Below are 24,758 nucleotides of genomic sequence, written 5' to 3' on the forward strand. Positions count from 1 at the left end.
GCCGCCGACGCAGCCGGCCTTTCGGCTGAAGCCAAGACCGCCGCCAAGGCTGCGGCGGCGATCATGGGCATGAACAACGTCTACTACCGTTCGCTCCACCTGCTCTCGAACGGCGAGTACAAGACCCTGCCGGCCCGCCTGCGCATGAACGGGCTGGCCAATCCCGGCGTCGACAAGGTGGACTTCGAGCTGTGGTCGACCGCCGTCTCGGCCGTGAACGGCTGCGGCATGTGCCTCGACGCCCACGAAGCCGAGCTCAAGAAGCACGGCGTGCCGGCCCAGCAGATCCAGGCCGCGCTGCGCATCGCGGCGGTGGTGAACGCGGCCAGCCGGGTGATCGCGTCGGAAGCGGCTCTGGCGGCCTAGAGCCTGTTCCGATCGGGCGGAATCGCCGGGTCGGATCGAAACAGGCTCTAAATCAAAAAGCTTGAGCGCGTTCCGATGCGGAAAACCGGTATCCGGTTTTCCGAAACGCGCTCTAGGTCTCCAACGCCGCCGCCAGCCGCGCCACCCCGCCGTCCATGCCCTTCGCCGGGAAGCCGGTGAAGCCCAGCAGCAGGCCCTGGCGTGGCGGTGAGCCGCGGTACAGCGGGCTGATCGCCCGCGCCGTCAGGCTCTTCGCGGTCGCCTTGGCCTCGGCTTCCAGGTCAGAGAGGCCGTCCTTCAGATAGGCGATCAGGTGCATCCCCTGGTCGGGGACATCAACGTCCAGAATGTGTCCCAGGCGACGTGTCAGGGCCTCGGCCAGAGCGTCGCGCTGGGTCCGGTAGGCCAGGCGGCGTCGACGGATATGGGCGGCGAACTGGCCGCTCTCCAGGAAGTCCAGCGTGATGGCCTGGGTCAGTGTGGGCGGCTGGCGGTCGGCCAGGCGGCGCAGGGCCGACAACGGCTGCACCAGCGGGCGCGGCGCGACCATGTAGCCCAGCCGGATGCCGGGAAAGAGCGACTTGTTGAACGTGCCGACGTAGATCACCCGCTCGCCGCCATCCAGGCCCTGCAGCGACGCCAGGGGCGCGCCCTCGTAGCGGAACTCCGAGGCGTAATCGTCTTCCACGATCCAGGCGCCGGCCTGCCGCGCCCAGGCGATCAGCTCCAGCCGCCGGCCCATCGACATCGCCACCCCGAGGGGAAACTGGTGCGAGGGCGTGACAAAGGCGGCGCGCGCGTCGGGCGCGCTCTGCACGCCCGCCTGGACGATCAGGCCTGCCCGGTCGACGGGCACGAAACAGATCTGGGCGCCCGCCGCGTCGAGGGCCTGGCGGGTCTGCAGGTAGCCGGGATCCTCCAGCCAGACCTTGTCGCCATCCCGCAGGAGCAGCCGCACCGCCAGGTCGACCGCATGTTGGGCGCCCGCGGTCACGATCACCTGCTCGGGGTCGCAGACCACCCCCCGAGCGGCGCGTACGTAGTCGGCGATGGCGCTGCGCAGCCGCGGGTCGCCCGCCGGCTCGGCATAGCCGAAATGCTCCGGGCCCAGCGTGCGAAGCGCCCGGCGCGTGGAGACCGACCAGGCGTCCAGCGCGCGGGCGTCAATGAGCGTGCGGCCGTTGGAAAACATCTGCGGCGCGGCCGGCTGGGCGTTCACCGGCACGTCGGCCAGTTCCAGCGCCCGCGCCGGGAGCACAGGCGCGGCGGCCGGCTCGGGGCTGCGGCGCGGCGCCTTCAGGTCCAGCACGCCGGACAGGTCCTCCGAGACGTAGGTGCCAGAACCGGTGCGTCCCTGGGCATAACCCTCGGCCAGCAACTGATCATAGGCCGCCACCACCGAGGCGCGCGCGACGCCCAGGCGGATCGCCAGGTCGCGGCTGGAGGGTAATCGCCCGCCGGGCTTCAGGGCGCCGGCGTGGATGGCGCTCCGCACCTGGTCATAGACCTGGCGGATCACGGGACGCCCCGCCTCCGGCGCGGCCCAGGGATAGACATCGGCCCAGCTCATGGCGCCCCCAAGTGGTCTGTCCACAATGTTTGAAGTGGACCTATCTAGCAGACCACATAAGGCGTAGCTCGCCAATCCGAAAGGAGGCGGACACCATGCCGACGAACCTGAACCTGCAGATCGACGCGCTGCGCCGCGTCCTGGTGAGCATCCTGGCCTATGCGGTGGCGATGGCCGTCGTGGCCGGAACCATGTTGCCCACCCTCCTTCACGCCGATCCGGTGGCGACGCTTCTCCCCAAGCCGCCGCCGACCGTGGCGCGCAGGCCCCACCCTGCGCCCCTCGTGAGGGCCGCGCTATGACCCCGCCCCCAGAGGGATCCGGCGCGGCCTTCACCCCCACGGCGCGCTCACAGGTGCGGCGCAGGCCCCAGCGCGGCGCCTACGACGAGGCGACGGTCTACGGCATCCTCGACGCCGGAATCATGGCCCACATCGGCTACGTCATCGACGGCCAGCCGTTCGTCACGCCCACCGCCTACTGGCGCGAGGGCCGCAAGCTGTACTGGCATGGCGCGGCCGCCAGCCGGATGCTGGCCACTGTCGCCGAGGGCGCGCCCGTGTGCGTCACCGTCAGCTTCCTCGACGGCTTCATCGTGGGCCGGTCGGGCATCACGCACTCGCTGAACTATAGGTCGGTGATGGCCTACGGCCGCGCGCGGCTGGTGAGCGATCTGGCGGTCAAGCGGGCCGCCATGGACGCGTTCATCGACCGGCTCTACGCGGGACGGCCGGTGAAGCTGCGGCCCACCACGGACGCGGAGCTGATGCAGATCGCCGTCGTCGAGATGGAGATCGAGGAGGCCTCGGCCAAGGTCAAGAACACCGGCGTCACCGAAATCGCCGCGGATGAGGGCTGGGCCGGTTGGTTCGGGGTGTTCCCGGTGGAGACCCGGATCGGCGCCGCCCTCCCCGACCCCCGCGTCGACGTCCCCATCTCCGACGACCTGTCGCCCTATGCGCCCGGCCGCCGTCTGGACGAGGCGCTGGCCTACGGCGCAGGCTTGCCCGTTTCGACGTAACGCTTGAGGCGAGCAAAGCTGCCGCTCAGGACTTGGTCCACTAGGGGCGCGGCCCTGATCGTGTAGTCCCGCACACCACCCACGTTGTAGGTGACGGTCAGCTCCGTCCCGCCGTCCCTGGCGACCGCGTGATAGTAGAGCGCGCCGCGAACGCCTTCGTCCTGCAGCGGGCCCAGAGAAGCGTCGACACGGATCATCCCCTGCTGCGGCCAGGCCAGTTCGACCACGCCGTGGCGCACGCCGCCGCCGGGCAGGGTCTCACACCAGCAGGCGCCAGCCTGCAACGGCATGGTCATGTTCTCGGCCTTGCCGGAATAGGTGTGCTCTGGGTCCCACCAGCGGCCGAGCTCACCGATCGCCTGGTAGACGCGCGCCGGCGGCGCTTTGATCTGCAACACGCTCTTCAGACGGAAGCCTTGCGGGCCTGTTTCGACCACCTCGGCGCGTGCGACGTCGGAGAGGCCCAGCGCGGCGATCGCCGCCAGGATCCAGTACCGCATCGTCTTCCCCCGTTCAGATCGGCTCGAAGCTTAGCGGTCCGCCCCAGAAGGTCTCAACCAGGCTGTTCTGCGCGCCGGGCTGACCGGTGGTCAGAAAGCGGCGAACGGCGCCGGTCCCCGGCTGGAACTCGGGATGCCGGGCGAAATAGCGCTCCAGGGCGTCGGCGGTGGCGTCGGGCTGGCGGATCAGAGGCGTGCCAGGCGGCAGCGCGGCCTGGAACAGGTCGGCCACGATCTCGTAGTGGGTGCAGCCCAGGATGGCGCGGTCCGGCGGCCGTCCGATGCGGGTGGTCAGCGCCTTGACGTGACCCTCGATCACCTTCGCCAGATCGTCGCGCGGCGCGTTCTGCTCGATCATCCGCGCCAGTTCCGGGCAAGGCTCGGAGAAGACCGCCACATCTTGCCGGCGCTTGTCGATCTCGATCTCGTAGACCCGGCTCCTGGTGGTCGCGGGCGTCGAGAAGACGCCCAGGATCTCCAGCTTCTCGGCCTTTTCTTCCTTCCACTGGGCCTCGTGCTCCCAGGGCAGGCCGGTGGCCGCCTCGATGGTGGGCACCACGATACCCAGCACGTTGAGCGGCCGTCCCAGCTCGCGTCGGTAGCCCGGCAGCCAGGTCTGCTGCAGGCGGCGCAGCGCCACGCTGGCGGCGGTGTTGCAGGCCAGGACCACGACATCGCAGCCGGCCTCGAACAGGCGAATGCAGCCGGCCTTGGTCAGTTCGACGATCTCCTCGCCGGGCCGCCCGCCGTAGGGCGCGTTCGCCTGGTCTGCCAGATAGATGAAGTCGGCCTGCGGGAACCGGTCCACAAGGCGGTGGTGGACGGTCAGGCCGCCCACGCCGGAATCGAACACACCGATGCTCATGTCCCGGTGTTAGCGAGCGCCGCGGGGCCTGTCGACGCCGGGTCCGCAGGGTAGCTGCGGAAGGCGTCGGACCATGGCGCCGCCTGCGCTGAATCTGCACGGCGGCGCGCTAGGACCTGCGGGCATTGCATGGGCCTGGAGGCGCCGTTGTCGCTGATAGAGGGGGCGCTGCTAGGAGGCCTGCTTGCCGCCGCGGCCTGCCGGGTGGCCTGGCCTGGACGCTGGCGACCCGCCGGCCCGCGGGCCTGCCTCGCGCTCGCGGCGCTGGCGCTCGCCCAGGCGTTCTGGTCGGGCTTCACCTGGCAGTTTGTCGGCGGCTACGCGCTGCTCTCTGTGCTCGCCTGGCCATGGCGCGCCAGGCGCCGGTGGAGCCGGCTGGCCGGGGCTATCGGACTGGCGGGCCTGATGCTGGCCGCCCTGGGGCCCTGGGCGATCCTGCCCTCGCCCCGTCTTCCCGCCCCGCGAGGGCCGCACCCGGTCGGCTCGACGATCTATCGCTGGGTCGATGGCGGTCGCGCCGAACTCGCCACCCCTGACGCCGCCGACCGGCGCCACGTGGTCGCCCAGGCCTGGTATCCTGCCGCCGCGGCGCGCGGGCGAAAGGTCGCCTACATGGACGGGCTGGGCCGGCTGCCGGGTTCGGTATACGGCCTGCCGCGCTTCATCTTCCGGCGGTTCGGCGAGACCGACACCCACGCCGCCCTCGACGCCCCGGTCTCCACGGGCCAGGCCCGCTGGCCGGTGGTGATCTTCTCGCCTGGGTACGGCGCGCCGCGGGCGGTGTACGCCGGCCTCCTGGCCGACCTGGCCAGCCAAGGTTACGTCGTGGTGGCCCTCGACCACCCCTACGAGTCGGCGATCGTCCAGCTGGCCGATGGCCGCGTCGTCGGCCCGGCGCCCTTCCAGGCGCGCGGCGACACCGGCGTCCCGCACATGGAGCGTCAGGTCCTGGTGCGCGCGGCCGATGTCCGCTTCGTGCTGGATCGCCTCGCCCGTGGTGACGGGCTTGGACCGCTGTCCCGGCGTCTCGATCTCACGCGCGTCGCCGCGATCGGCCACTCGTTCGGCGGCGCGACCGCCGTGCTCATAGCCAGTCGGGACGCCCGGATCCGCGCCGCCGCCGACATCGACGGCATGCTGTACGGCGACGTGCGCGCCGCCGGCCTCCGGGGCCCGCTCCTCCTTCTGGAGAGCGGCGGCACGCAGCAGATGCCGCGCTATGTCCGGGCGACCCGCGCAGTCATGGCCGAGGTTCCCGCCGGGGGATGGCGCTATGCCATCGGCGGTTCTAACCACCTGAGCTTCACGGACGCCGAGCGGTTCCTCAGCCCGCCCACGCGGTGGGTCGCCGCCCGCGTGATGCACGGTCCGCGCGGCGCCGCCGACACCCAGGCCGTCGCGGTGGATATCCTTGAGGCCTTCCTGCGCGGTCCCTTGAGGGACGAGCCGGCCGATGTGACCGCGGTCGCCGCCCGCAGTGCGCAGGCTTGGCCGTCCAGATAGTTGAAGTCGGCCAGCGGGGAAAACGGGCCCGCGAGGCGAATGTGGACGATCAGCTCGCCCACGCCGGAGCCGAACACACCGATGCGCTTGCCCAGGCGCCAGCCGCCAGCGTGAGCCGCGTCGACGCCAGCCGTCAGGCAAACGTCTCCTCAAGGTCGGGCGACTGGGGCCCCCCTCCAAACCTGTTCGGCCCGGGCGTGCCAGGCAGCACGTAAAAGATCAGCAGGACGAGGCCGCCGACAATCGGGATCAACGCAATCAGCAGCCACCAGGCCGAGCGACCCGTGTCGTGGAGACGCCGGAAGCCTAGCGAGAGGCCGGTCACGAGGTTTGCGAGGATGACAAGGAGATAGAGAACCCCGAACCCAGCCCCCATCGAGGCCGTCATTCCGGCGAGCACGGTATTGTCGATCACCACAGCGACGATGAGCTGGATGAGGTAGGCCAGGAACCAGAGCCAGTATTCCCTGCGGCCCGCCCGGCCCTGAAAGTCGAACGTGTGCTTGTAGGCTTCGAACATGCCGTTTCCCCCAGCTGAAAGGCTTCGAGCTTAGGCAGCGATCGTGACGCAAGGGAACTGGAAGTTGTGTCCTAGCTGAACAGGTCGGCCTGGGCGGCGGCCTTCGCGCCCTCGATGGCCAGCAGCTTCATCTTGGTGGTGACCCCGCCGCGGGCCGAAAAGCCGCCTGGCTTGCCGCCCGCCGCCGTCACCCGGTGACAGGGCACGACGATGGGCCAGGGGTTCTTGCCCAGCGCCTGGCCCACGTCGCGCGCCAGCAGCTTGTCGCCCAGCTGCACGGCGATCTCGCCATAAGTCAGGGTCTCACCGGGCGGGATCGCGCGGGCGATCTCGTAGACGCGGGCATGGAACTCGGGCGTGCGGGACAGGTCCAGCGGGGCGCCCGTCAGGTCGGCCTTCTCGCCCCGCATCAGGGCGCGAATGCCTTCGACCGTGGGCGACAGGCGCGCCGGGATCTCGGCTTCGGTCGCCTCGGGAAAGCGCCGCAGAAAAGCGCGGCGCGCCGTGTCGGCCTCGCGCTCGGGCAGGTGGCAGGCCACGAGACCGGCGTCGTTCCAGGCGATGCCGGCGAAACCGATGGCGGTGTCGAACAGGGCGAACTGGGTCATGCTCCGCAAGATAGGGCTGTTCGCCGGCCATCGCTGGCGGCTTTCGGACATCGTTGAAGGAGGGCCGGATGCCCCGCGTCGCCTACGTGAACGAGCAGGCCGGGGAGGCCATGGTGGTCATCCAGCCCTGGGCGCACGCCACCCGCGTCGCGCCGGGCGGCCGCGTGGACATCGTCTTCGATACGAAAGGCATTTCCGATCCAGAGATCCGCATCGCCCACCGCGGCGACGAGGTGGAGATCGTGCTGCGCGTGAACCTGGTGTCGATCTCGGGCGACGGCGTCGAGGGGTTCAAGCTGGCGGAAGGGTGAACCTCCTCCCCTGCCCGCAGGGGGGAGAGGGCTTCGCGACCTTGACCTGCCCAGCGCCGCAGGCTCGCATCGATAGTGAGACATGAGCACCGCAAGCACCTGACGATCCCCCCTTAGAAAATGGAAACCGCGTTCAAGTTCATTCTCGCGGGCCTGCTCGCAAGCTGGGTGTCGGCCGCTCTCTTCGGGCTTCGCCACCTTGCGGAGGTGGGGCCCTACTGGAAACGTGGCGACAAGCGCTCGGGACAGCTGACGAAGGGCGGGCTCATCTCCGCCGGCTGCTTCCTTGCGTTCTTGCTCGCCGCGTTTCTGACGTGGCGCAGGTTGTATGGAGAGGTCTAAGCCGCCGCTTCCTTGACCTTTCGCCCTCTTTGAGCGCATAAGCCCGCCCTTCCGGCGCCAACCTCGGTCAGCGCCCTCTACCGCCACGACCCCCACACCTTATGTGGGACGAGGGCGGCGAGGCCCCCCGTCCACGCAATCGTGCACGGGGGTCGACTGCGTTTGGGCTAAAGGAGTTTTGCGTTGTTTGACGCGCTGACAGATCGGCTTTCGGGCGTATTCGACCGGCTCTCCGGCAAGGGCGTGCTGTCCGAGAAGGACGTCGCCGAGGTGATGCGCGAGATTCGCGTCGCTCTGCTCGAGGCCGACGTCGCGCTGCCGGTCGTCCGCGACTTCATCGCCAAGGCCACCGAGGCCGCGACGGGCGAGGCGGTGATCCGCTCGGTGCGTCCCGCCGACCAGGTGGTGAAAATCACCTACGACGGCCTGGTCGAGATGCTGGGCGGCGGGAAGGAGCCCGAGGGGCTCAACATCTCGCTGAACCCGCCGACCGTGATCCTGATGGCCGGCCTGCAGGGCTCGGGCAAGACCACCACCGCCGGCAAGCTGGCGCTGCGGCTGGTCAAGGATCGCAAGAAGGTCCTGCTGGCCTCGCTCGACACCCGCCGTCCCGCCGCCATGGAACAGCTGGGCATGCTGGCCGAGCAGGCGGGCGCCAACTTCCTGCCGATCGTCCAGGGCCAGGCCGCCCCGGACATCGCGCGCCGCGCCATGCAGGCGGCGAAGCTGCAGGGCTTCGACATCCTGATCCTCGACACCGCCGGTCGCACGACGGTCGACGAGGCGATGATGTCCGAGGCGGCCGAGATCGCGAAGATCTCGAACCCTTCCGAGACGCTGCTGGTCGCCGACGCCCTGACCGGTCAGGACGCGGTGCGCACGGCCAAAGCCTTCCACGAGCGCCTGCCGCTGACCGGCCTGGTGCTGACCCGGGCCGACGGCGATGGCCGCGGCGGCGCGGCGCTGTCGATGCGCGCCGTCACCGGCCTGCCGATCAAGTTCCTGGGCGTGTCGGAAAAGATCGACGGCCTGGACGCCTTCGACGCCGAGCGCGTGGCCGGCCGCATCCTGGGTCGCGGCGACGTCGTGGCGCTGGTCGAGAAGGCCGCGCAAGAACTCGACATGGCCCAGGCCGAGGCCACGGCGCGCAAGCTCGCCAAGGGCCAGTTCGACCTCGACATGATGGCCGACCAGCTCAAGCAGATGAAGCGCATGGGCGGCATGGAAGGCATGATGGGCCTGCTGCCCGGCGTGCAGAAGATGAAGAAGCAGATCGCCGAGAGCGGTCTGAACGACAAGATGTTCGACCGCCAGGTGGCGATCATCTCGTCGATGACCAAGCAGGAGCGGAAGAAGCCCGACATCCTGGCCGCCTCGCGCAAGCGCCGCATCGCCGCCGGCGCGGGCGTCGACGTGGCCGAGGTGAACCGCCTGCTGAAACAGCACCGCCAGATGGCCGACGCCTTCAAGGCGCTGTCGAAGAACGGCGGCAAGGGCTTCGGCCAGATGGCCAAGATGCTGGGCGGCGGCAACATGGACATGGGCAAGATCGCCCAGATGACCGGTCAGCCCGCCCCCACGCCGGAGCAGATCGAAGAGATGCAGTCGAAGCTGAAAGGCCTCGGCGGTCCCGGTGGAACCGGCGGCTTCAAACTCCCCGGGCTGGGTGGCGGCGGCCTCCCTCCCGGATTCAACCCCTTCAAGAAATAGCTTTCAGACCAAGGACTTAAGACAAATGCTGAAGATTCGTCTCGCCCGTGGCGGCGCCAAGAAACGCCCCTACTACTCGATCGTCGTCGCCGACAGCCACTCGCCCCGCGACGGCCGCTTCATCGAGAAGGTGGGCTCGTACAACCCGCTCCTGAAGAAGGACGACCCGAACCGCGTCGTCCTGAAGCAGGAACGCATCGCCGAGTGGATCGCCAAGGGCGCCCAGCCGACCGACCGCGTGGCCCGTGAACTGGGCAAGCTCGGCATCGTGAAGTGGGAAGCCGGCAACAACCCGACCAAGGCCGAGCCGGGCAAGAAGGCCAAGGAACGCGCCGAGGAGAAGGCCCAGAAGGAAGCCGACCGCGCCGCCGCCGCTGCCGAAGCCGCCGCCAACCCGCCGCCGGTCGAAGAGCCCGTCGCCGAGGAAGCCCCGGCTGCCGAAGCCGCCGCCGAGGAAGCTCCCGCGGCTGAAGAGGCCCCGGCTGCTGAAGAGGCTCCGGCCGCTGAAGGCGAAGCGCAGGCCTGAGGCTGACGACGGATGGGCGCTGACTCCGAAAACACGGAAGGCCTCATCCAGGTGGGTCGCGTCGCGGGCGCCTTCGGGGTCCGCGGCGAGATCCGCATCACCAGCTTCACGGCCGAGCCGCTGGCGCTGGTGGACTACAAGACCCTGGTGCGTGAGGACGGCTCGCCCGGCCTCACGCTCACCTCGGGGCGCGACGCGAAAGGCAGCATTGTCGTCCGCGCGAAGGAAATCGAGACCCGCGAGCAGGCCGAAGCCCTGCGCGGCCTCAAGCTGTTCATTCCGAGAGACCGCCTTCCCGAGCCCGAGGAGGACGAGTTCTACGTCACCGACCTGATCGGCCTGTCTGTGCAGACCGCCGAGGGCGAGGTGCTGGGCGTCGTGAAGGCCGTCCAGGACTTCGGCGCCGGCGACCTGCTGGAAATCGCGCCCGCCGTCGGCGGCGCGAGTTGGTATCTTCCGTTCACGCGGGAAGCGGTGCCGGAAGTCCGGATCGCCGACGGGGTCGTGGTGGCCGTTCCGCCGGAAGAGGTGGAGTAGCTTTCCCTCCCCATTAAGGGAGGGAAACTAGGCCTTCGGCTTCTTCATCCGCATCAGGCCTTCCTGGGCGCAGCTGGCCACCAGCGCGCCGTCCGAGGCGCGGTAGATGTAGCCCAGGTTGAAGCCGCGGCCACCCGAGGCCGAGGGACTCTCCTGCACGTACAGATGCCATTCGTTGAAGTCGGTCGGGCGATGGAACCACATGGCGTGGTCCAGGCTGGCGGACTGGAAGCCGGGCGTGCGCCACGAGACGCCATGCGGGCGGATCGCAGTGCCCAGCAGGCTCATGTCCGACGCATAGGCCAGGATCACCTGGTGCATGTGCTGGTCCTCGCCGATCGGATGACGCGCGCGGAACCAGACCTGCTGGCTCGGCTCGCGCGGGTCGGGCGCGGCGCTGTCGAAGCGGCCGCCGACGGTGCGCATCTCGATGGGCTGCTCGCGGTCGATCCAGTCCTCGTCGTCGGGCGCCAGGGCCGCCAGGCGCTTGCGCACGGCCGAGTCATCCTCGACCTCGTCCCACGGAGGCGCGACCGGCTGGTCGGCCTGGTGCTCGTAGCCGTCCTCCGCCACCTGGAACGAGGCGGCCAGGTTGAAGATCTGCTGGCCGTGCTGGACGGCGATGACCCGCCGGGTGGTGAAGCTGCCGCCATCGCGCGAGCGGTCCACCTCGAACACGATCGGGACCTTCGGGTCGCCCGGCCGGATGAAGTAGCAGTGCAGCGAGTGGCAGATGCGATCCTCTACGGTCTCGTAGGCCGCCAGCAGCGACTGGGCGATCACCTGGCCGCCATAGATGCGGTGGCGCTGCTCCTTGTCGGGCGTCGTGCCGCGGAAGAGGTTCACCTCGAGACGCTCCAGCCCGAGCGTCTCGGAGAGGGTCACTTGGTCCATGGGGCGCTCGTTATGCTGCAACTGCGAAGGCGTTGCGCTTACGCCTCCGAGAAAGGCGCCGCAATCCCTTCCCGCCCCGCAAGGCGCGGAGACTATTTGCTCGGCTTCATCCGCATCAGCCCTTCCTGCGCGACGCTGGCGACCAGCGTCCCGTCCTCGGCGAAGATCTGGCCGCGGATCAGGCCCCGCCCGTCCGAGGCCGAGGGGCTGTCGTGGACGTAGAGGTGCCATTGATTGAAGTCGGTCGGCTTGTGGAACCACATGGCGTGATCCAGCGAGGCCGACTGGAAACCCGGGGTCTGCCAGTGGACGCCGTAGGGCCGCATCGCCGTCGACAGCAGGTTCATGTCCGACGCATAGGCCAGGATCACCTGGTGCATGTGGGCGTCGTCGCCGATCGGCGTGCGGCAGCGGAACCAGTTCTGCGACACGGGCTCCTTGGGCTTGCCGTCCAGCCAGTAGGTGCGCGCGTCCTGCGAGCGCATCTCGATCGGCGGCATCCGCGACAGCCACTTCTTCGCTTCGGGCGGCGCGTTCTTCATCATCTCGCGCATGACGTCCATCTGGTCGGGCAGCTTCGACCAGTGCGGCCCCTTCGGCATTCCGGCCTGGTGGAAGAAGCCTTCCTCGGGATCCTTGAACGAGGCGGCGAGATTGAAGATCTGCTTGCCCCGCTGCACAGCCACGACGCGCCTTGTCGTGAAGCTGCCACCATCGCGGCTACGATCGACCTCGAACACGATCGGGACGGTCGGGTCGCCGGGGCGGATAAAATAGCAATGCAGCGAGTGGCAGACACGCGCCTCGACGGTCTCGTAGGCCGCGAGCAGCGACTGGGCGATCACCTGGCCGCCGAAGATGCGCCCCGGCGAGTTGTCGGGGGTGGTGCCGCGGAACAGGTTCTCCTCGATCCGCTCCAGCTGCAGCGTTTCGACCAGGGTGTCGTCCTGGCCCTCGGTCTCGGGAACTTCCGTCTGGCTCATCGCCGCCGCTTACGCGCCGCCCCGGCGCGGGGCAAGATGTTGCTTCCGCGGACGAAGCCGCCACATCCTGCGGCATGGGGGAGATGAGCGTCACCGACAGGCCGATCTGGCGCACGCCGCTCGCCGTGGCGATCGTCGCCTGGATGGTCATGGCCCTGTCCGTGACCCTCGCGGCCGCGCGCCTGATGGAGGTGACGCCCGAGGGCTCGGCGCCCATCGTCATCGCCGCCATCTACATCGTCCCGCCGCCGCTGCTGCTGGGCTGGAGCTTCTGGGCGATGCTGCGCGAGCCGGTGACGGGCTGGCTGGCGCCCACCGTGCTGATGACGTTCGTCGGCGGCTTCGTGCCGCTGTTCCAGCCGTTGTTCCAGACGGGCGTGCGGCTCAACTTCGAGCAGCGCCGCCCGGCCTACGAGGCGATCGTGGCCGATGCTCAGGCCGGTCGGCTGGTGGGTGTGGGCAATCCGCAGGGCTGGGTGACCGGCGAACGCGGCGACATCCGCTTCCGCTATCGCCCAGCCGACCCCGGATTCATCGACTTCGTATGGACCCGCGCCTACGGTTTCCGCGCCGGCGTCCTCTACGACGACACCCCCTGCGTGGCCCGCAAGGGCTACACCTGCCTCTCCCGCGGCGACCCGCTGGACGCCCGGTATTCGTACTACGCGCGGGTGTTCTGACGTGACGGAGGCTCGCGCCTTCCCGTTGGCTCTTGCTGGCTGGTTTGCGTTCGCCGCGTTCGTCCTCCTGGCCTGCGTGCCGATCTATGAGGTCTTGGCCGGATGGCACAGGGTGCCATGGGCTATGATCGTGCTCGGCGTCCTCATGCTCCTGGCGTGGGGTCTGCGGCTGCTCCTTCAAAAGCCTCGGCGGAATTGGCCCGCTCCGATCCTCGTTCTGCTGGCGGCCTCGCTGTGGTTCGGATTGTCGGAGCCGCTGCTCAACGCGGGGCTCATGCTGAACTTCGCGCGGCACCAAGCGACCTACGATCGTGTCGTTGCAGACGCTGAGGCAGGGCTGCTCAAGGGCAAGACGACGCCCAGCGGCGCTATCGAAGGCGTTCGAAATGGCCAGGCTTTCCACGCCGTGCCTGGACCTGCCGGGTTCGTGCGGTTCAAGGAATGGCAAGGCGGGGACTATATGTTCTTCGACGTCTTCCACGACCGGCGCAGTTGTCCGGGGCGCAACAAGGGCCGCCCCGTGCACACGCCGGCGCAGGGGTCCAGACCTGCCACGCTCTCCGTCGGCTATTCGCTTCATTTGGGCGGCCACTACTGCCTTACCCACTTGATTGTATGACGAGGCGCCGTGTGGCGCCCGCTTGACCTTTGGCTGCCGGCGGGCCCTAGGAAGCCGCCATGTCGTTCGACTGCACAGTCCTCACCATGTTCCCGGACGCGTTTCCGGGGCCGCTGGGCGTTTCCCTGATCGGGACGGCGTGGCGAGAGGCCGCGCTTTGGACATTGGAAACAGTGGACATTCGGGGCTTTTCCACAGATAAGCGCGGCTTCCTCGACGACACCCCTGCGGGTGGCGGTCCGGGACAGGTGATGCGGGCGGATGTGATCGCCTCTGCGCTCGACAGCGTGGAGCGGCGCGGACGCCCGCTTTTGTACATGAGCGCCCGGGGTCGCCCCCTGACCCAGGCGCGCGTGAAGGAGTGGGCCCAGGCGCCTGGGCTGATCGTCCTCTGTGGGCGGTTCGAGGGGGTGGACCAGCGGGTGCTCGACGCCCGGGGGTTCGAGGAGGTCTCCGTCGGAGACGCGGTGCTCGCCGGTGGCGAGGCGGCGGCGATGGTGGCGATCGAGGCGTGCGTACGGCTGGTCCCGGGTGTGCTGGGGCAGGCCGAGAGCTTGAGTGAAGAAAGCTTCGAGGATGGGCTCCTCGAGCATCCGCAGTACACGCGACCGCGGGCGTTCGAAGGCCACGACATCCCCGAGGTGCTGCTGTCCGGGAACCACGCGCACGTTCGCAAGTGGCGTCAGGAGCAGCGGGAACAGACCACGCGGGAGCGGCGACCCGATCTCTGGGCCGCCAGGACCGCCAATCAACAGGCAAAGGGCGCCCCTCCAGGAAAAGAGGGCAAGCCCAGTAAGGATGAAGACCGATGAACGTGATCGAACAGCTCCGTAAGGAAGAAGCCGACCGCCTCCTGGCCACCCGCAAGGTCCCCGAGTTCCGTCCGGGCGACACCGTGCGCGTCAACGTGAAGATCAAGGAAGGCGAGCGCGAGCGCGTCCAGGCCTATGAGGGCGTCTGCATCGCCCGCGCCGGCCAGGGCGTCGATGAGAATTTCACTGTCCGCAAGATCTCGTTCGGCGAGGGCGTGGAGCGGGTGTTCCCGATCCTGTCGCCGATGATCGAGTCGATCGAGGTGAAGCGCCGCGGCGTCGTGCGTCGCGCCAAGCTGTACTACCTGCGCGACCGTCGCGGGAAGTCGGCGCGGATCGCCGAGCGCCAGATGTCGGCCCGTCCGACGGCCGAAGCCGCCGCCGAGACCACCGAAGGCTAAGCCTCCGAACAAGCTACGAAATTCAGACGGCGGCTGGAGCGATCCAGCCGCCGTTTTTCATGCGCCCGGCCCTGGGGGAGGTCGGCGCACTCGGGGGAGTTGGTCAGGCCGGCTGGCCCGCGGCCAGGGCCGAGCGCCAGCCGGCGGGGGTCATGGTCGCCAGGTACTCGGCCTGCATTGGCGCGGTCAGCACCTCGATCATCAGGGCGTTCTCGACCCACAGCTCGATGACGCCGAACATGCCGCCGCGATTGCAGCCCTTAGCCAGCCAGCCCTCCTCGGCGGCCAGCGCGTAGATCTCGGCTTCGCTGAGCGGCGAGGCCACGGCGAAGTGGACCGGCCCGTGCCGAGGCTGGTCGCCCATCCGACACTGCACCTCCGCGTCTCCGTCGCCGGGGTGCAACTCGGCGCCCCGGCGGTAGATCTCGATGGCGGAGTTCCGGTGGTCGCCGGCCAGCACGATGACCGACCCGTCGCCCACCGGTGGAAACGGCAGCGCTTCGGCGCGCCACAGGCGGGCGATCGCGGCGCCCACGCGCTGGGGATCGTCGGCGGCGATCGAGAGGTGAAAGATCATGGGCGGGCTCCACTCGTGTTCAGTTGGCGCGCTGGGTAGGCCACGCTTGGGTCCTGCGGAATCGGCGATATTGCGCAGGTGGATTGCAGGAATGCAGGGTGCCCGCATGCAGGACTGGGACGACCTTCGATTCTTCCTGGCGGTGGTGCGCGCCGGCAGCGCCGTGGGCGCGGCGCGGGCATTGGGCGTGAACCAGACCACCATCGCGCGGCGGATCAGTCAGCTGGAGGAGCGCGCCGGCGCCGTGCTGTTCGACCGGCAGCGCGAGGGCTACCGGCTGCGCGAGGCGGCCCTGCCGCTGGTGGCCGTGGCCGAGGCGGCGGAAGTCCAGGCGCAGGCGTTCGCCGACCTGGCGGGCGCGCTGGGTCGGGGAATTGACCGCATCCGCATCACCTCGAACGAGACCCTGGCGAACAGCGTCATCGCCCCCGCGGTGCAGGCCTTCCGCGTGCAGCATCCCGACGTCCGCATCGAACTTCTGACGGGTGAACGGTTGCTGGACCTGACCCGCGGCGAAGCCGACGTGGCGCTCCGGGTCGTCGCGCGGCCGCAGCAGGACGTCGGCCTCGTGGCTCGCCGCGTCGCCTTGGCCGCGTGGGGGGCCTACTGCAGCCGGGACTACGCTCGCTTCCACGGTGCGCCGCGGACGCCCGAGGACCTTGCCGCGCACGACGTGCTGACGCTGGATCACCCCAGCGGCAGTCACCTGGCCAGGCTCGGCCCGAGGGTGCGATCGCACGAGTGTCGCGAAACCCTGAACGACCTCTGCATCGCCGCGCGCGCGGGTTTGGGCGTGGTCAGCCTGCCCTGTCTGCTGGGCTATACTCAATCCGACCTGGAGCTCTGCTTCGTCCAGGAAGAGCCGCTGGATCCGGTCTGGCTGATCTTCCACGAGCGACTGCGCGGCGCGCCACAGGTGCGGGCATTGCTGGATGAAATCGCGGGCCAGGCTTCGCGGGTGCGGCCGCTGCTTCTGCGCGGCGAGGCTGGCGGGCCGGCGCGCGATGCGCTTTCAGAAAAAATGTGACCGATCGTGCTCTTTCTAGGTTGCCGCTGACGCGCGACAGGTGCTCCCTGACGCCTCCAACGGACGGAGCGGCCGCATGCCACAGCGCCTCGAGTTCTTCTTCGATTTCGCCAGCCCTTACAGCTATCTCGCCCACAGCCAGCTCGCCGACCTCGGCGCCGAGGTCATTGTGCGACCGATGCAGGTGCTGAAGGTGATGGAGGCGGTCGGCAACCAGCCCACCACCATCCAGTCACCGGCCAAAGGCCGATATGCCTTCGCCGATCTGACCCGCTGGGCCCAACGCTACGGCGTGCCGCTGAACCCTGGCCGCATGCGCACCAACGACAGCGCCGCCTGCGCCCGCGCCGTCCTGGCTGCGGGCCGCCTGGGCGAGGCCAACGCCGCCACGGCGGCGATCTTTCACGCCTTCTGGGGTGTGGCCGAGCCCTTGCGCACCAACGCCGAGATCCTGAACGTCCTGGGCAAGGCCGGCCTCGACGCGGCCAGGCTGGCCCCTTTGCTGGACGACCCGTCGGTCGCCGCGGACCTGGACGCCAACACCAGGGAAGCCGCCGATCGCGGCGTCTTCGGCGCGCCCACGATCTTCGTGGGCGACGACATGTACTTCGGCAACGACCGACTCGATTTCGTGCGCGAGCGCCTGGCCCAGCCGGTAGCCGCGTGATGGCAAAGCCCGCCGAAAAGCCCCTGGCCCTCGTCACCGGCGTCGGCCCCGGAACCGGCGCCGCCGTCGTCCGCCGCTTCGCCGAGGGCGGCTATCGCGTCGCCATGCTGGCCCGCGACGCCGATCGGTTGGCCGCGCTCGCCGCCGAGATCCCGGACACCATCGCCATCCCCTGCGACGTGACCGATCCGGCCGCCCTGGACGCCGCCCTGGCCAAGGTCGGCGACCCTGAGGTGGTGGTTCATAACGCCGTCGGCGGCGCCTTCGGCAGTTTCCGCGATGTGGATCCGGCGGTGCTGGAGAAGAACTTCCAGGTCAACGTCATGGCGCTCCTGCACCTGGCCCGGAAGGTCACGCCGGCCATGGAGGCCGCGGGCAAGGGCGCCCTCATCGTCACCGGCAACACCTCGGCCCTGCGCGGCAAGGCCCACTTCGCCGCCTTCGCCCCCACCAAGGCCGCGCAGCGGATCCTCGCGGAGTCCCTGGCGCGTGACCTCGGACCCAGGGGCGTCCACGTCGCCTACCTCGTGATCGATGCGGTGATCGACGTGCCCTGGACCCGCCAGCGCTTCCCCGAGGCTCCCGACGACTTCTTCATCGCGCCGGCCGACATCGCGGGCGAAGTCTTCCACCTGGCGCACCAGCCCCGCAGCGCTTGGACGTTCCTGACCGAGGTGCGACCCTTCCGCGAGACTTGGTGACGTTCGCTAGGATCGAGGCGGGCGGGCCACATAGGTCTCTAGGTCCTGGTCCAGGCCATCGTCCAGGCTGAGCCAGCCCACCTTCGCCGACGTCCAGATGTGGACCGTGGGCGTCAGCGCATCGCGGTCGTCACACGTGGCGATGGCCACGCCGATCCGCGCCGGCGGGTCGTTGGGGCAGGCGAACAGCGGCGTGCCGCAGCGCGCGCAGCTCCGGCGCACGATCCGCGGCGACGTCTCGGCGCTTGTGGTCTCCCCGGACCACTCGAACGTCTCCGCCAGGAAGATGGCCCGCGCGAAGAAGGGCGCGCCGGTCCAGCGCTGGCAAAGCCGGCAGTGGCAGACCCGAACGTTGGCCGGTTCCGACATCGCCCGCCACCGCACCCGGCCACAGAGGCAACCCCCCTGGTAGGGCGCGCTCACGGCGCCTCGGCGGCGTAGGCGGCAAACTCTTTCGCCAGGTGGTCGAACATCAGGCGCATGCGGGGGGAACCGCGCAGCGTCTCGTGCATGCAGATCCAGATCGGCAGGGTGAAGCCGAACAGGTGCGGGGCGACAGGAACGAGGCCTGCCCGGCGCGCGATCTGGGTCTGGCAAACCCCGATGCCGACGCCCGCGCGCATCGCGGCCAGTTGCGCCACGTCGTTGTCGGTGCGGTACGAGAAGAGATCGCGTGTCACGGGCCGGTCCAGGCCCCCTCCGATCGCCAGTTCGTCGACGATCTCGGGATAGGCCCGGTCGAAGCCGATCAGGGTGTGCTTCTGCAGGTCTTCGAAGCTGGTCGGGACGCCGTGGGCCTCAAGGTATTCCGGCGTCGCGTGGAAGCCCAGATGCAGGTCGCCCACCTTCTTGGCCACCAGGCTGTTCTGGGTGGGGCGCGTCATCCGCACCGCCACGTCGGCGTCGCGGCGGGTCAGGTCGGCGTTCTTGTTGTCCAGGACCAGCTCGACGTCGATGCCGGGATGCGCCCTGCGGAACTGGGCCATCATCGGCGGGATCACCTCGATGCCCACGATCTCGCTGACCGTGACACGCACCACCCCGCCCTCGCCGCTGATCAGGCCATCGATGTCGCGCGCGGCGGTCGCGGCGGCGGCGGCCATGTCCCCCAGGTGCTGGCGGAAGGCCAGGGCCAGGTCGGTGGGTTGCAGCCCCCGCGGACTGCGCAGGAACAGCGGCGCGCCCAGCTGGCGCTCCAGCTGATCGATGTGCCGTCCCAGGGTTGGCTGGGTCAGTTTGCGGATGCGCGCGGCGGCCGAGAAGCTGCCCGCTTCGAGCACCGCGTGAAGGCTTTGCAGGAGGTCCCAGTCGGGCGTTGCGGCCATGCGAGAACGAATACCTGCTCTGCGACCAAAGGCAATTCCGCAGGTTGGCGCGAAGGCGCACCTCTGAGTGACAGGAGGAGCCCCGCCATGACCACTCACCGCCAAGCTCTCGTCATCGGCGCCACCGGCGGAGTCGGCGGCGCGGTCGCCGACCGCCTGCTGGCCGATGGCTGGCGGGTGCGCGCCATCAATCGCGACCCCGCCACCGCCGCGCAGCGGTCGGGCCGCTCGGGACTCGAGTGGGTCAGGGGCGATGCGATGGTCGAGGCCGACGTCGTGGCGGCCGCCCATGGGTGCGAGATCGTCGTCCACGGCGCCAATCCCCCCGGCTACAAGAACTGGGCCGGCCTGCAGATGCCGATGATCCGCAGCACCATAGCCGCAGCCCAGGCGACGGGCGCGCGCATCCTGTTCCCGGGCACGGTCTACAACTATGGCCCCGACGCCTTCCCGCGCATCGACGAGCGCTCTCCCCAGACCCCGCGCTCGCGGAAGGGGGCCATCCGCGTTCGGATGGAGCAGGCGCTGCGCGAAGCCGGCGTGCCGGTCCTGATCGTCCGCTGTGGCGACTTCTTCGGCCCCAGGCCCGGCAACAACTGGCTGAGCCAGGGGATCGTTCGCGCAGGACGCCCGATCACCTCGGTGATGGCGCCGGGGCCGCTGGACGTGGCCCACGCCTGGGCCTACCTGCCCGACGTCGCCGAGACCTTCGTCAGGCTCCTGGACACCAACCTCGGCGACTTCGAGGTGGTCCAGATGAAGGGTCACGAGATCACGGGTCGCGAACTGGTCGCGGGCCTCGAGGCGGCCGCGGGGCGCCGGCTTAAGGTCAACCGCCTGCCCTGGCTGGCGCTGATGCTGGCGGCGCCGTTCAACGAGAGCCTCCGGGAGATGCTGGAGATGCGCTACCTCTGGGACGAGCCGGTGCTGCTGGACGACACCGCCCTGGTCGCCCGCCTGGGCGCCGAGCCCCGCACGCCCCTGGTCGAGGCCCTGCGCGCGGCGTTGGCTGGGCAGTCTTCCCTCCCTGTCGGGGAGGGACAACTCGCCGGAGGCGAGCAGGGTGAGGAAGTGGTGATCATCCCCGCCGCTTGAGACTTGGCGGCCGCCGCCCCGCCCGTCTCGCGGCGCTCGGCGCCCTCCCCGGCGGGTAGGGAAGAATTTTGCGTCGCTCACAAAATTAATGCGGCGCTGCAGCACTAGACTTGCGCCCGGGGGCCGACCTACATGCGGCCCATGCCCGGCAAGACCCTTTACGACAAGATCTGGGACGCCCACGTCGTCGACACGCAGGACGGCGAGGCGATCCTCTATATCGACCTGCACCTGATCCACGAGGTGACGACCCCGCAGGCGTTCGCGGGCCTTCGCGCCAACCGCCGCGCCGTGCGCCGGCCCGACCGCACCCTGGCGGTCGCCGACCACAATGTGCCGACCGAGGGCCAGGCCCTGGGCGTCGACGCCGTCGCCGACGAGGAGGCCCGCCTGCAGCTGCAGACGCTGGGCAGGAACGTCGAGGACTACGGGATCGAGTACTTCCCGATGGGCGATATCCGCAACGGCATCGTCCACGTCGTGGGGCCCGAACAAGGCCGCACCCAGCCCGGCATGACCATCGTCTGCGGCGACAGCCACACCTCGACCCACGGCGCGTTTGGGGCCCTGGCGCATGGCATCGGCACGTCCGAGGTCGAGCACGTGCTGGCCACCCAGACGCTGCGCCAGAAGAAGGCCAAGAACTTCCGCGTCAGGATCGAGGGCGAAGCGGCCCCCGGCGTCGGCGCCAAGGACTTCGCCCTGGCCGTCATCGGCGAGATCGGCACCGCCGGCGGCACCGGCTACGTCATCGAATACGCCGGCTCGGCGGTGCGTGCGCTGTCGATGGAAGGCCGCATGACGCTGTGCAACCTCACCATCGAAGGCGGCGCGCGGGCAGGGCTGGTCGCGCCCGACGACACCACGTTCGAGTACCTCAAGGGCCGCCCGGCGACGCCGAAGGGCGGCGGCTGGGAGATGGCGCTCAGCTACTGGAAGACCCTGTTCACCGACGACGACGCGGTCTTCGACCGCGAGATCGTCATCGACGCCGCCGCCATTGCGCCGACCGTCACCTGGGGCACCAGCCCCGAGGACGTGGTGGCGGTGACCGGCAAGGTGCCCTCGCCCGACAGCTTCACCACCCCCGACAAGCGCGCCTCGGCCGTCCGGGCGCTCGAGTACATGGGCCTGGAAGCCGGCCAGCCGATCACCGACGCGAAGATCGACGTCGTCTTCATCGGCTCGTGCACCAACAGCCGCATCGAGGACCTGCGCATCGCGGCCAAGATCGCCGAGGGCCGCCAGGTCGCCCCGGGCGTCCGCGCCATGGTGGTTCCGGGCTCGGGCCTGGTCTCGGCCCAGGCCGAGGAAGAGGGCCTGGACGAGATATTCCGGGCCGCTGGCTTCGAATGGCGCGAACCCGGCTGCTCGATGTGCCTGGGCATGAACCCCGACCGCCTGACCCCGGGCCAGCGCTGCGCGTCGACCTCGAACCGCAACTTCGAGGGCCGCCAGGGCCGGGGCGGCCGCACCCATCTGATGAGCCCCGCCATGGCCGCCGCCGCCGCCATCGCCGGCCACATCGTGGACGTGCGCGACTACCTCTGAGGAGCCTGGAATGATCACCGCTCTCGATCACGTCGCCCTCGTCGTCCGCGACCTCGACGCAGCCATCGACGGCTACACGCGCATGCTGGGCGTCGCGCCGAACTGGATCGGCCGGGGCGGCGGCGTGCGCCAGGCCTGGTTCCAGTTCCCGAACATGGCCCTCGACGTCATCGCGCCTGAGGCCGAGGGCGCGTTCGCCGACGGCATGCGCGCCCATCTGGACGCCAGGGGCGAGGGCCAGTGGGCGGTGGCGTTCACAGCAGAGAACATCGAGGCGTTCGCCACCCTGCTGACCCGCCGCGGCCTCCCGACCACGACGCCGGCGCCCGTCAGCACCACCGCCGACGACGGCCGCACGCGCACCTGGCTGGGCGCGAACATCTCGGCCAAGTCCACGGGGGGCCTGCAGTACCTGCTGATGGCCCCGCCCACGGACGGCGCCTGGCCGCTGTCGCCTCCCACCGGTCCCGGCCCGATCGCCAAGCTGGACCACGTCGTCGTCACCAGCGGCAACGTCGACCGCGCGCTGGGCGTCTACGGCGCCAAGCTCGGCCTCGACCTGCGCCTCGACCGCGAGAACCCCCAGTGGAACGCGCGCCAGCTGTTCTTCCGCTGCGGCGACGCCGTCTTCGAGATGGCGGCCAAGGTGGGCGAGCCCGACCTTGAGGCGCTGAGCAAGCCCGACCGCTGGGGCGGCCTGGCCTGGCGGGTCACCGATCCCGAGGCCGCCCAGGCCCGCATCGCCGCCGCCGGCTTCAACGTCTCGGAGGTCCGCACCGGCCGCAAGCCCGGCACCAAGGTCTTCACCGTCCGCGACGCGCCCGCTGGCGTGCCCACGATCATGATGAGCGCCGAACCCAGGCTGGAAACCGCCCCAGAGATGCAAAGCTGATGGAAGCCTTCACCCGTCTCGACGCCGCCGCGGCTCCGCTGCCGCTGGCCAACATCGACACCGACCAGATTATCCCGAAGCAGTTCCTGAAGACCGTGGAGCGGGCGGGGCTGGCCAAGGGCCTGTTCTACGATTTCCGCTTCGACGAGCAGGGCGTCGAGAAGCCCGACTTCGTGCTGAACCAGCCGGCCTACAAGAACGCGGGCGTGCTGATCACCGGCGACAACTTCGGCTGCGGATCGTCGCGTGAGCACGCGCCGTGGGCGCTGATGGACTTCGGCATCAAGGCGGTGGTCGCCACCAGCTTCGCCGACATCTTCTACAACAACTGCTTCCAGAACGGTCTGCTGCCCGTGGTGCTCAAGGCCGAGCAGGTGGCCCAGCTGATGGACGAGGCCCGCGGCGGCAACCACGTGGTCTCGATCGACCTGGAGGCCCAGACGGTGACCTCGCCGTCGGGCGCAGTCTTCAGCTTCGAGATCGACCCCCAGCGCAAGCAGAAGATGCTCCAGGGCCTCGACGCCATCGGCGAGACCCTGCAGGCCGCCGGCTCCATCGACACCTATGAGATGAAGCGCGCGCTGAGCCAGCCGTGGCTGGAGGGCGCGTGACAATCATCATAGCCGGAACCGTCCGCGTCCCGCCCGAGAACGCCGAGGCGCTCTTGCCGCACATGGAACGCCAGCTGGCGGCCAGCCGGGCCGAGGACGGCTGCATCACCTATTCCTACGGCTTCGACGTCGAGGACCCGGGCCTGATCCGGGTGTTCGAGGTTTGGCGCGACCAGGCCGCCGTGGACGCCCACTTCAAGGCGCCGCACATGCCGGTCTGGCGGGCCGCCGGCGCCGAGCTTGGGGTTTTCGATCGCAGGCTCAGCCTGTACGAGGTCGCCTCCGAACGCGCGCTCTAGCGCGGCCCGCAATAATGGGCGCCGGTTTTGCGGTAGGACGCGCGCAACAAGGATTCCTGAGGTTCCGAACATGACCGACCTGCTTCTCCTGCCCGGCGACGGGATCGGGCCGGAAGTGACCGCGCAGGTGCGCCGCGTGGCCGAGGCCCTGACGCCCGACCTGAAGCTCGACGAGCGTCCGTTCGGGGGGATCAGCTACGACCAGCTGGGCACGCCCCTGGCCGACGAGACGCTCGCGGCGGCGAAGGCGTCGCGCGCGGTGCTGATGGGCGCCGTCGGCGGGCCGCAATGGGCCGGGGTTCCGCGCGACAAGCGTCCTGAGGCGGGCCTCCTGAACCTGCGCGCGGGCATGAATGTCTTCGCCAACCTGCGCCCGGCGCTCTGCTTCCAGCCCCTGGCCGACGCCTCGACGCTGAAGCGCGAGGTGGTCGAGGGCCTGGACCTGATGATCGTCCGCGAGCTGGTGGGCGGGGTCTATTTCGGGAGCCCGCGCTTCATCGAGGACCTGCCCGGCGGCGGCAAGCGCGCCGTCGACACCCAGGTCTACACGACGCCCGAGATCGAGCGCGTCAGCCGCGTCGCCTTCGAACTCGCCCGCGGCCGCCGCAACAAGGTGGCCTCGGCCGAGAAGTCCAACGTGATGGACACCGGCCTGCTCTGGCGGGAGGTCGTGACCGACCTGCACAGGCGCGAGTACGCGGATGTCGAGCTGACCCACATCCTCGCCGACAATGCCGCCATGCAGATCGTGAAGGACCCGAAGCAGTTCGACGTCCTGCTCACCGACAACCTGTTCGGCGACATCCTGTCGGACGCCGCGGCCCAGTTGACCGGCTCGCTGGGGATGCTGCCGTCGGCGGCCCTCGGGGTCGCCGGGACGCCCGGCCTCTACGAGCCCATCCACGGCTCGGCGCCCGACATCGCGGGCAAGGGCGTGGCCAATCCGCTGGCCGCCATCCTGTCGTTCGAGATGGCGCTTCGCTGGTCGCTGGACCGCGCCGCCGACGCGGATCGGCTGTTCGCCGCAGTGGGCAAGGCGCTGGACGGCGGCGCCCGCACGCGCGACCTGGGCGGGACGCTGTCGACCGTGGAAATGGGCGACGCGGTGCTGAAGGCGCTCTGAGCGCAGCGCCCCCTCCACCGCTTCGCGGTCCCCCTCCCCCATTTGGCATGGGGGAGGAACTGAGGATCCAGCGCTCCGAGTTCCTCACCCGCTTGCGGGGGAGGGGGACCACGAAGTGGTGG

At 69.6% G+C, this 24,758-nt stretch carries 32 protein-coding genes; 22 read left to right on the forward strand and 10 right to left on the reverse strand.

The annotated features are described in order from the left end of the window. Positions 1-366, forward strand: a 366-nt coding sequence (locus EPN98_RS20580) for a carboxymuconolactone decarboxylase family protein (RefSeq protein ID WP_293364806.1), incomplete at its 5' end; no start/stop codon positions are given. A 112-nt stretch (positions 367-478) separates the two neighbouring features. Here EPN98_RS20580 and EPN98_RS20585 read toward each other — a convergent pair. Continuing rightward, entirely contained in the window at positions 479-1,936 is a 1,458-nt protein-coding gene (locus EPN98_RS20585) for a PLP-dependent aminotransferase family protein (RefSeq protein ID WP_293364807.1), read from the reverse strand. Positions 1,937-2,031: 95 nt separating this feature from the next. Between EPN98_RS20585 and EPN98_RS20590 the strand changes: the two genes are divergently transcribed. After that, complete coding sequence (locus EPN98_RS20590) at positions 2,032-2,238, forward strand: hypothetical protein (protein ID WP_293364808.1); 207 nt, start codon at positions 2,032-2,034, stop codon at positions 2,236-2,238. After that, positions 2,235-2,957: a pyridoxamine 5'-phosphate oxidase family protein gene (locus EPN98_RS20595; RefSeq protein ID WP_293364809.1), complete on the forward strand. Its 723-nt coding sequence runs from the start codon at positions 2,235-2,237 to the stop codon at positions 2,955-2,957. The genes EPN98_RS20590 and EPN98_RS20595 overlap by 4 nt, the downstream gene beginning before the upstream one ends. Here the strand turns inward: EPN98_RS20595 and EPN98_RS20600 are convergent. Then, on the reverse strand, positions 2,927-3,457 hold the full coding sequence (locus tag EPN98_RS20600) for an ATPase (protein WP_293364810.1): 531 nt from the start codon (positions 3,455-3,457) through the stop codon (positions 2,927-2,929). The genes EPN98_RS20595 and EPN98_RS20600 overlap by 31 nt on opposite strands. 13 nt (positions 3,458-3,470) lie before the next feature. Continuing rightward, positions 3,471-4,322, reverse strand: a complete 852-nt coding sequence (locus EPN98_RS20605; protein ID WP_293364811.1) for an aspartate/glutamate racemase family protein — start codon at positions 4,320-4,322, stop codon at positions 3,471-3,473. Between the two features lie 147 nt (positions 4,323-4,469). Here EPN98_RS20605 and EPN98_RS20610 point away from each other — a divergent pair, with 147 nt between their 5' ends. Beyond that, positions 4,470-5,825, forward strand: coding sequence for a hypothetical protein (locus EPN98_RS20610; RefSeq protein WP_293364812.1), 1,356 nt, complete (start codon positions 4,470-4,472; stop codon positions 5,823-5,825). 133 nt (positions 5,826-5,958) lie between these two features. Here EPN98_RS20610 and EPN98_RS20615 read toward each other — a convergent pair whose 3' ends face one another. After that, positions 5,959-6,345 (reverse strand): DUF805 domain-containing protein, encoded by a 387-nt coding sequence (locus tag EPN98_RS20615; RefSeq protein WP_293364813.1) that lies wholly within the window; start codon positions 6,343-6,345, stop codon positions 5,959-5,961. A gap of 71 nt (positions 6,346-6,416) precedes the next feature. Next, positions 6,417-6,953: a methylated-DNA--[protein]-cysteine S-methyltransferase gene (locus EPN98_RS20620; RefSeq protein ID WP_293364814.1), complete on the reverse strand. Its 537-nt coding sequence runs from the start codon at positions 6,951-6,953 to the stop codon at positions 6,417-6,419. A gap of 68 nt (positions 6,954-7,021) precedes the next feature. Here EPN98_RS20620 and EPN98_RS20625 point away from each other — a divergent pair, with 68 nt between their 5' ends. From EPN98_RS20625 to rimM, 5 genes are all read left to right on the forward strand, one after another. After that, positions 7,022-7,264, forward strand: coding sequence for a hypothetical protein (locus tag EPN98_RS20625; RefSeq protein ID WP_293364815.1), 243 nt, complete (start codon positions 7,022-7,024; stop codon positions 7,262-7,264). 120 nt (positions 7,265-7,384) lie between these two features. Next, positions 7,385-7,606 carry a hypothetical protein gene (locus EPN98_RS20630; RefSeq protein WP_293364816.1) on the forward strand — a complete coding sequence of 74 codons (222 nt, stop codon included), beginning with the start codon at positions 7,385-7,387 and terminating at the stop codon, positions 7,604-7,606. 183 nt (positions 7,607-7,789) lie between these two features. Continuing rightward, positions 7,790-9,316, forward strand: a complete 1,527-nt coding sequence (gene ffh / locus EPN98_RS20635; protein ID WP_293364817.1) for a signal recognition particle protein — start codon at positions 7,790-7,792, stop codon at positions 9,314-9,316. Between the two features lie 25 nt (positions 9,317-9,341). Beyond that, entirely contained in the window at positions 9,342-9,842 is a 501-nt protein-coding gene (gene rpsP, locus EPN98_RS20640; RefSeq protein ID WP_293364818.1) for a 30S ribosomal protein S16, read from the forward strand. A 12-nt stretch (positions 9,843-9,854) separates the two neighbouring features. Then, a complete protein-coding gene (gene rimM / locus EPN98_RS20645) occupies positions 9,855-10,379 on the forward strand; it encodes a ribosome maturation factor RimM (protein WP_293364819.1) in 525 nt (174 codons plus the stop codon). A gap of 27 nt (positions 10,380-10,406) precedes the next feature. On the opposite strand, the gene EPN98_RS20650 is transcribed toward rimM, so the two are convergent. Together EPN98_RS20650 and EPN98_RS20655 are read right to left on the reverse strand one after the other, a co-directional pair. After that, positions 10,407-11,273: an acyl-CoA thioesterase II gene (locus EPN98_RS20650; protein WP_293364820.1), complete on the reverse strand. Its 867-nt coding sequence runs from the start codon at positions 11,271-11,273 to the stop codon at positions 10,407-10,409. Positions 11,274-11,365: 92 nt separating this feature from the next. Next, positions 11,366-12,256 (reverse strand): acyl-CoA thioesterase II, encoded by an 891-nt coding sequence (locus tag EPN98_RS20655; RefSeq protein ID WP_293364821.1) that lies wholly within the window; start codon positions 12,254-12,256, stop codon positions 11,366-11,368. Positions 12,257-12,339: 83 nt separating this feature from the next. Here EPN98_RS20655 and EPN98_RS20660 point away from each other — a divergent pair, with 83 nt between their 5' ends. The 4 genes from EPN98_RS20660 to rplS are packed head-to-tail and all read left to right on the forward strand — an operon-like array spanning position 12,340 to position 14,768. After that, positions 12,340-12,936 (forward strand): hypothetical protein, encoded by a 597-nt coding sequence (locus EPN98_RS20660; protein WP_293364822.1) that lies wholly within the window; start codon positions 12,340-12,342, stop codon positions 12,934-12,936. A 1-nt stretch (position 12,937) separates the two neighbouring features. Further along, positions 12,938-13,555 carry a hypothetical protein gene (locus EPN98_RS20665; protein ID WP_293364823.1) on the forward strand — a complete coding sequence of 206 codons (618 nt, stop codon included), beginning with the start codon at positions 12,938-12,940 and terminating at the stop codon, positions 13,553-13,555. Between the two features lie 59 nt (positions 13,556-13,614). Then, positions 13,615-14,367, forward strand: coding sequence for a tRNA (guanosine(37)-N1)-methyltransferase TrmD (trmD, locus tag EPN98_RS20670; RefSeq protein ID WP_293364824.1), 753 nt, complete (start codon positions 13,615-13,617; stop codon positions 14,365-14,367). Further along, positions 14,364-14,768 carry a 50S ribosomal protein L19 gene (gene rplS / locus EPN98_RS20675; protein ID WP_293364825.1) on the forward strand — a complete coding sequence of 135 codons (405 nt, stop codon included), beginning with the start codon at positions 14,364-14,366 and terminating at the stop codon, positions 14,766-14,768. The genes trmD and rplS overlap by 4 nt, the downstream gene beginning before the upstream one ends. A 103-nt stretch (positions 14,769-14,871) precedes the next feature. On the opposite strand, the gene EPN98_RS20680 is transcribed toward rplS, so the two are convergent. Further along, on the reverse strand, positions 14,872-15,345 hold the full coding sequence (locus tag EPN98_RS20680; protein ID WP_293364826.1) for a hypothetical protein: 474 nt from the start codon (positions 15,343-15,345) through the stop codon (positions 14,872-14,874). 91 nt (positions 15,346-15,436) lie between these two features. On the opposite strand from EPN98_RS20680, the gene EPN98_RS20685 reads away from it, so the two are divergent. The 3 genes from EPN98_RS20685 to EPN98_RS20695 all read left to right on the forward strand — a co-directional run bounded on the left by EPN98_RS20685 (position 15,437) and on the right by EPN98_RS20695 (position 17,740). Further along, entirely contained in the window at positions 15,437-16,372 is a 936-nt protein-coding gene (locus tag EPN98_RS20685) for a LysR family transcriptional regulator (RefSeq protein WP_293364827.1), read from the forward strand. Between the two features lie 76 nt (positions 16,373-16,448). Next, positions 16,449-17,039, forward strand: a complete 591-nt coding sequence (locus tag EPN98_RS20690) for a 2-hydroxychromene-2-carboxylate isomerase (protein WP_293364828.1) — start codon at positions 16,449-16,451, stop codon at positions 17,037-17,039. Beyond that, positions 17,039-17,740, forward strand: a complete 702-nt coding sequence (locus EPN98_RS20695; protein WP_293364829.1) for an SDR family NAD(P)-dependent oxidoreductase — start codon at positions 17,039-17,041, stop codon at positions 17,738-17,740. The genes EPN98_RS20690 and EPN98_RS20695 overlap by 1 nt, the downstream gene beginning before the upstream one ends. Before the next feature lie 6 nt (positions 17,741-17,746). Here EPN98_RS20695 and EPN98_RS20700 read toward each other — a convergent pair whose 3' ends face one another. Together EPN98_RS20700 and EPN98_RS20705 are read right to left on the reverse strand one after the other, a co-directional pair. Further along, on the reverse strand, positions 17,747-18,109 hold the full coding sequence (locus EPN98_RS20700; RefSeq protein WP_293364830.1) for a GFA family protein: 363 nt from the start codon (positions 18,107-18,109) through the stop codon (positions 17,747-17,749). Positions 18,110-18,159: 50 nt separating this feature from the next. After that, complete coding sequence (locus tag EPN98_RS20705) at positions 18,160-19,065, reverse strand: LysR family transcriptional regulator (RefSeq protein ID WP_293364831.1); 906 nt, start codon at positions 19,063-19,065, stop codon at positions 18,160-18,162. Positions 19,066-19,152: 87 nt separating this feature from the next. On the opposite strand from EPN98_RS20705, the gene EPN98_RS20710 reads away from it, so the two are divergent. The 6 genes from EPN98_RS20710 to leuB all read left to right on the forward strand — a co-directional run bounded on the left by EPN98_RS20710 (position 19,153) and on the right by leuB (position 24,636). Beyond that, positions 19,153-20,160, forward strand: coding sequence for an NAD-dependent epimerase/dehydratase family protein (locus EPN98_RS20710; RefSeq protein WP_293364832.1), 1,008 nt, complete (start codon positions 19,153-19,155; stop codon positions 20,158-20,160). Between the two features lie 141 nt (positions 20,161-20,301). Then, on the forward strand, positions 20,302-21,711 hold the full coding sequence (gene leuC / locus EPN98_RS20715) for a 3-isopropylmalate dehydratase large subunit (RefSeq protein WP_293364854.1): 1,410 nt from the start codon (positions 20,302-20,304) through the stop codon (positions 21,709-21,711). A 10-nt stretch (positions 21,712-21,721) separates the two neighbouring features. Beyond that, positions 21,722-22,603 (forward strand): VOC family protein, encoded by an 882-nt coding sequence (locus tag EPN98_RS20720; RefSeq protein ID WP_293364833.1) that lies wholly within the window; start codon positions 21,722-21,724, stop codon positions 22,601-22,603. Further along, entirely contained in the window at positions 22,603-23,214 is a 612-nt protein-coding gene (gene leuD, locus EPN98_RS20725) for a 3-isopropylmalate dehydratase small subunit (RefSeq protein ID WP_293364834.1), read from the forward strand. The genes EPN98_RS20720 and leuD overlap by 1 nt, the downstream gene beginning before the upstream one ends. Beyond that, entirely contained in the window at positions 23,211-23,513 is a 303-nt protein-coding gene (locus EPN98_RS20730; RefSeq protein WP_293364835.1) for a putative quinol monooxygenase, read from the forward strand. Before leuD ends, EPN98_RS20730 begins: the two co-directional genes overlap by 4 nt. 70 nt (positions 23,514-23,583) lie before the next feature. Next, a complete protein-coding gene (gene leuB / locus EPN98_RS20735; protein WP_293364836.1) occupies positions 23,584-24,636 on the forward strand; it encodes a 3-isopropylmalate dehydrogenase in 1,053 nt (350 codons plus the stop codon). Positions 24,637-24,758: the final 122 nt, after the last annotated feature.

It is taken from the genome of Phenylobacterium sp., from assembly GCF_004299445.1.
Lineage (GTDB): Bacteria > Pseudomonadota > Alphaproteobacteria > Caulobacterales > Caulobacteraceae > Phenylobacterium.

What these genes read in the sequence shown, in the direction of transcription:
- EPN98_RS20585 (WP_293364807.1), bottom strand. Translation starts at nt 1,936, where the DNA reads ATGAGCTGGGCCGATGTCTATCCCTGGGCCGCGCCGGAGGCGGGGCGT.
- EPN98_RS20590 (WP_293364808.1), top strand. Translation starts at nt 2,032, where the DNA reads ATGCCGACGAACCTGAACCTGCAGATCGACGCGCTGCGCCGCGTCCTG.
- EPN98_RS20595 (WP_293364809.1), top strand. Translation starts at nt 2,235, where the DNA reads ATGACCCCGCCCCCAGAGGGATCCGGCGCGGCCTTCACCCCCACGGCG.
- EPN98_RS20600 (WP_293364810.1), bottom strand. Translation starts at nt 3,457, where the DNA reads ATGCGGTACTGGATCCTGGCGGCGATCGCCGCGCTGGGCCTCTCCGAC.
- EPN98_RS20605 (WP_293364811.1), bottom strand. Translation starts at nt 4,322, where the DNA reads ATGAGCATCGGTGTGTTCGATTCCGGCGTGGGCGGCCTGACCGTCCAC.
- EPN98_RS20615 (WP_293364813.1), bottom strand. Translation starts at nt 6,345, where the DNA reads ATGTTCGAAGCCTACAAGCACACGTTCGACTTTCAGGGCCGGGCGGGC.
- EPN98_RS20620 (WP_293364814.1), bottom strand. Translation starts at nt 6,953, where the DNA reads ATGACCCAGTTCGCCCTGTTCGACACCGCCATCGGTTTCGCCGGCATC.
- EPN98_RS20625 (WP_293364815.1), top strand. Translation starts at nt 7,022, where the DNA reads ATGCCCCGCGTCGCCTACGTGAACGAGCAGGCCGGGGAGGCCATGGTG.
- EPN98_RS20630 (WP_293364816.1), top strand. Translation starts at nt 7,385, where the DNA reads ATGGAAACCGCGTTCAAGTTCATTCTCGCGGGCCTGCTCGCAAGCTGG.
- rpsP (WP_293364818.1), top strand. Translation starts at nt 9,342, where the DNA reads ATGCTGAAGATTCGTCTCGCCCGTGGCGGCGCCAAGAAACGCCCCTAC.
- rimM (WP_293364819.1), top strand. Translation starts at nt 9,855, where the DNA reads ATGGGCGCTGACTCCGAAAACACGGAAGGCCTCATCCAGGTGGGTCGC.
- EPN98_RS20650 (WP_293364820.1), bottom strand. Translation starts at nt 11,273, where the DNA reads ATGGACCAAGTGACCCTCTCCGAGACGCTCGGGCTGGAGCGTCTCGAG.
- EPN98_RS20655 (WP_293364821.1), bottom strand. Translation starts at nt 12,256, where the DNA reads ATGAGCCAGACGGAAGTTCCCGAGACCGAGGGCCAGGACGACACCCTG.
- EPN98_RS20660 (WP_293364822.1), top strand. Translation starts at nt 12,340, where the DNA reads ATGAGCGTCACCGACAGGCCGATCTGGCGCACGCCGCTCGCCGTGGCG.
- trmD (WP_293364824.1), top strand. Translation starts at nt 13,615, where the DNA reads ATGTCGTTCGACTGCACAGTCCTCACCATGTTCCCGGACGCGTTTCCG.
- rplS (WP_293364825.1), top strand. Translation starts at nt 14,364, where the DNA reads ATGAACGTGATCGAACAGCTCCGTAAGGAAGAAGCCGACCGCCTCCTG.
- EPN98_RS20680 (WP_293364826.1), bottom strand. Translation starts at nt 15,345, where the DNA reads ATGATCTTTCACCTCTCGATCGCCGCCGACGATCCCCAGCGCGTGGGC.
- EPN98_RS20685 (WP_293364827.1), top strand. Translation starts at nt 15,437, where the DNA reads ATGCAGGGTGCCCGCATGCAGGACTGGGACGACCTTCGATTCTTCCTG.
- EPN98_RS20690 (WP_293364828.1), top strand. Translation starts at nt 16,449, where the DNA reads ATGCCACAGCGCCTCGAGTTCTTCTTCGATTTCGCCAGCCCTTACAGC.
- EPN98_RS20695 (WP_293364829.1), top strand. Translation starts at nt 17,039, where the DNA reads ATGGCAAAGCCCGCCGAAAAGCCCCTGGCCCTCGTCACCGGCGTCGGC.
- EPN98_RS20700 (WP_293364830.1), bottom strand. Translation starts at nt 18,109, where the DNA reads ATGTCGGAACCGGCCAACGTTCGGGTCTGCCACTGCCGGCTTTGCCAG.
- EPN98_RS20705 (WP_293364831.1), bottom strand. Translation starts at nt 19,065, where the DNA reads ATGGCCGCAACGCCCGACTGGGACCTCCTGCAAAGCCTTCACGCGGTG.
- EPN98_RS20710 (WP_293364832.1), top strand. Translation starts at nt 19,153, where the DNA reads ATGACCACTCACCGCCAAGCTCTCGTCATCGGCGCCACCGGCGGAGTC.
- leuC (WP_293364854.1), top strand. Translation starts at nt 20,302, where the DNA reads ATGCCCGGCAAGACCCTTTACGACAAGATCTGGGACGCCCACGTCGTC.
- EPN98_RS20720 (WP_293364833.1), top strand. Translation starts at nt 21,722, where the DNA reads ATGATCACCGCTCTCGATCACGTCGCCCTCGTCGTCCGCGACCTCGAC.
- leuD (WP_293364834.1), top strand. Translation starts at nt 22,603, where the DNA reads ATGGAAGCCTTCACCCGTCTCGACGCCGCCGCGGCTCCGCTGCCGCTG.
- leuB (WP_293364836.1), top strand. Translation starts at nt 23,584, where the DNA reads ATGACCGACCTGCTTCTCCTGCCCGGCGACGGGATCGGGCCGGAAGTG.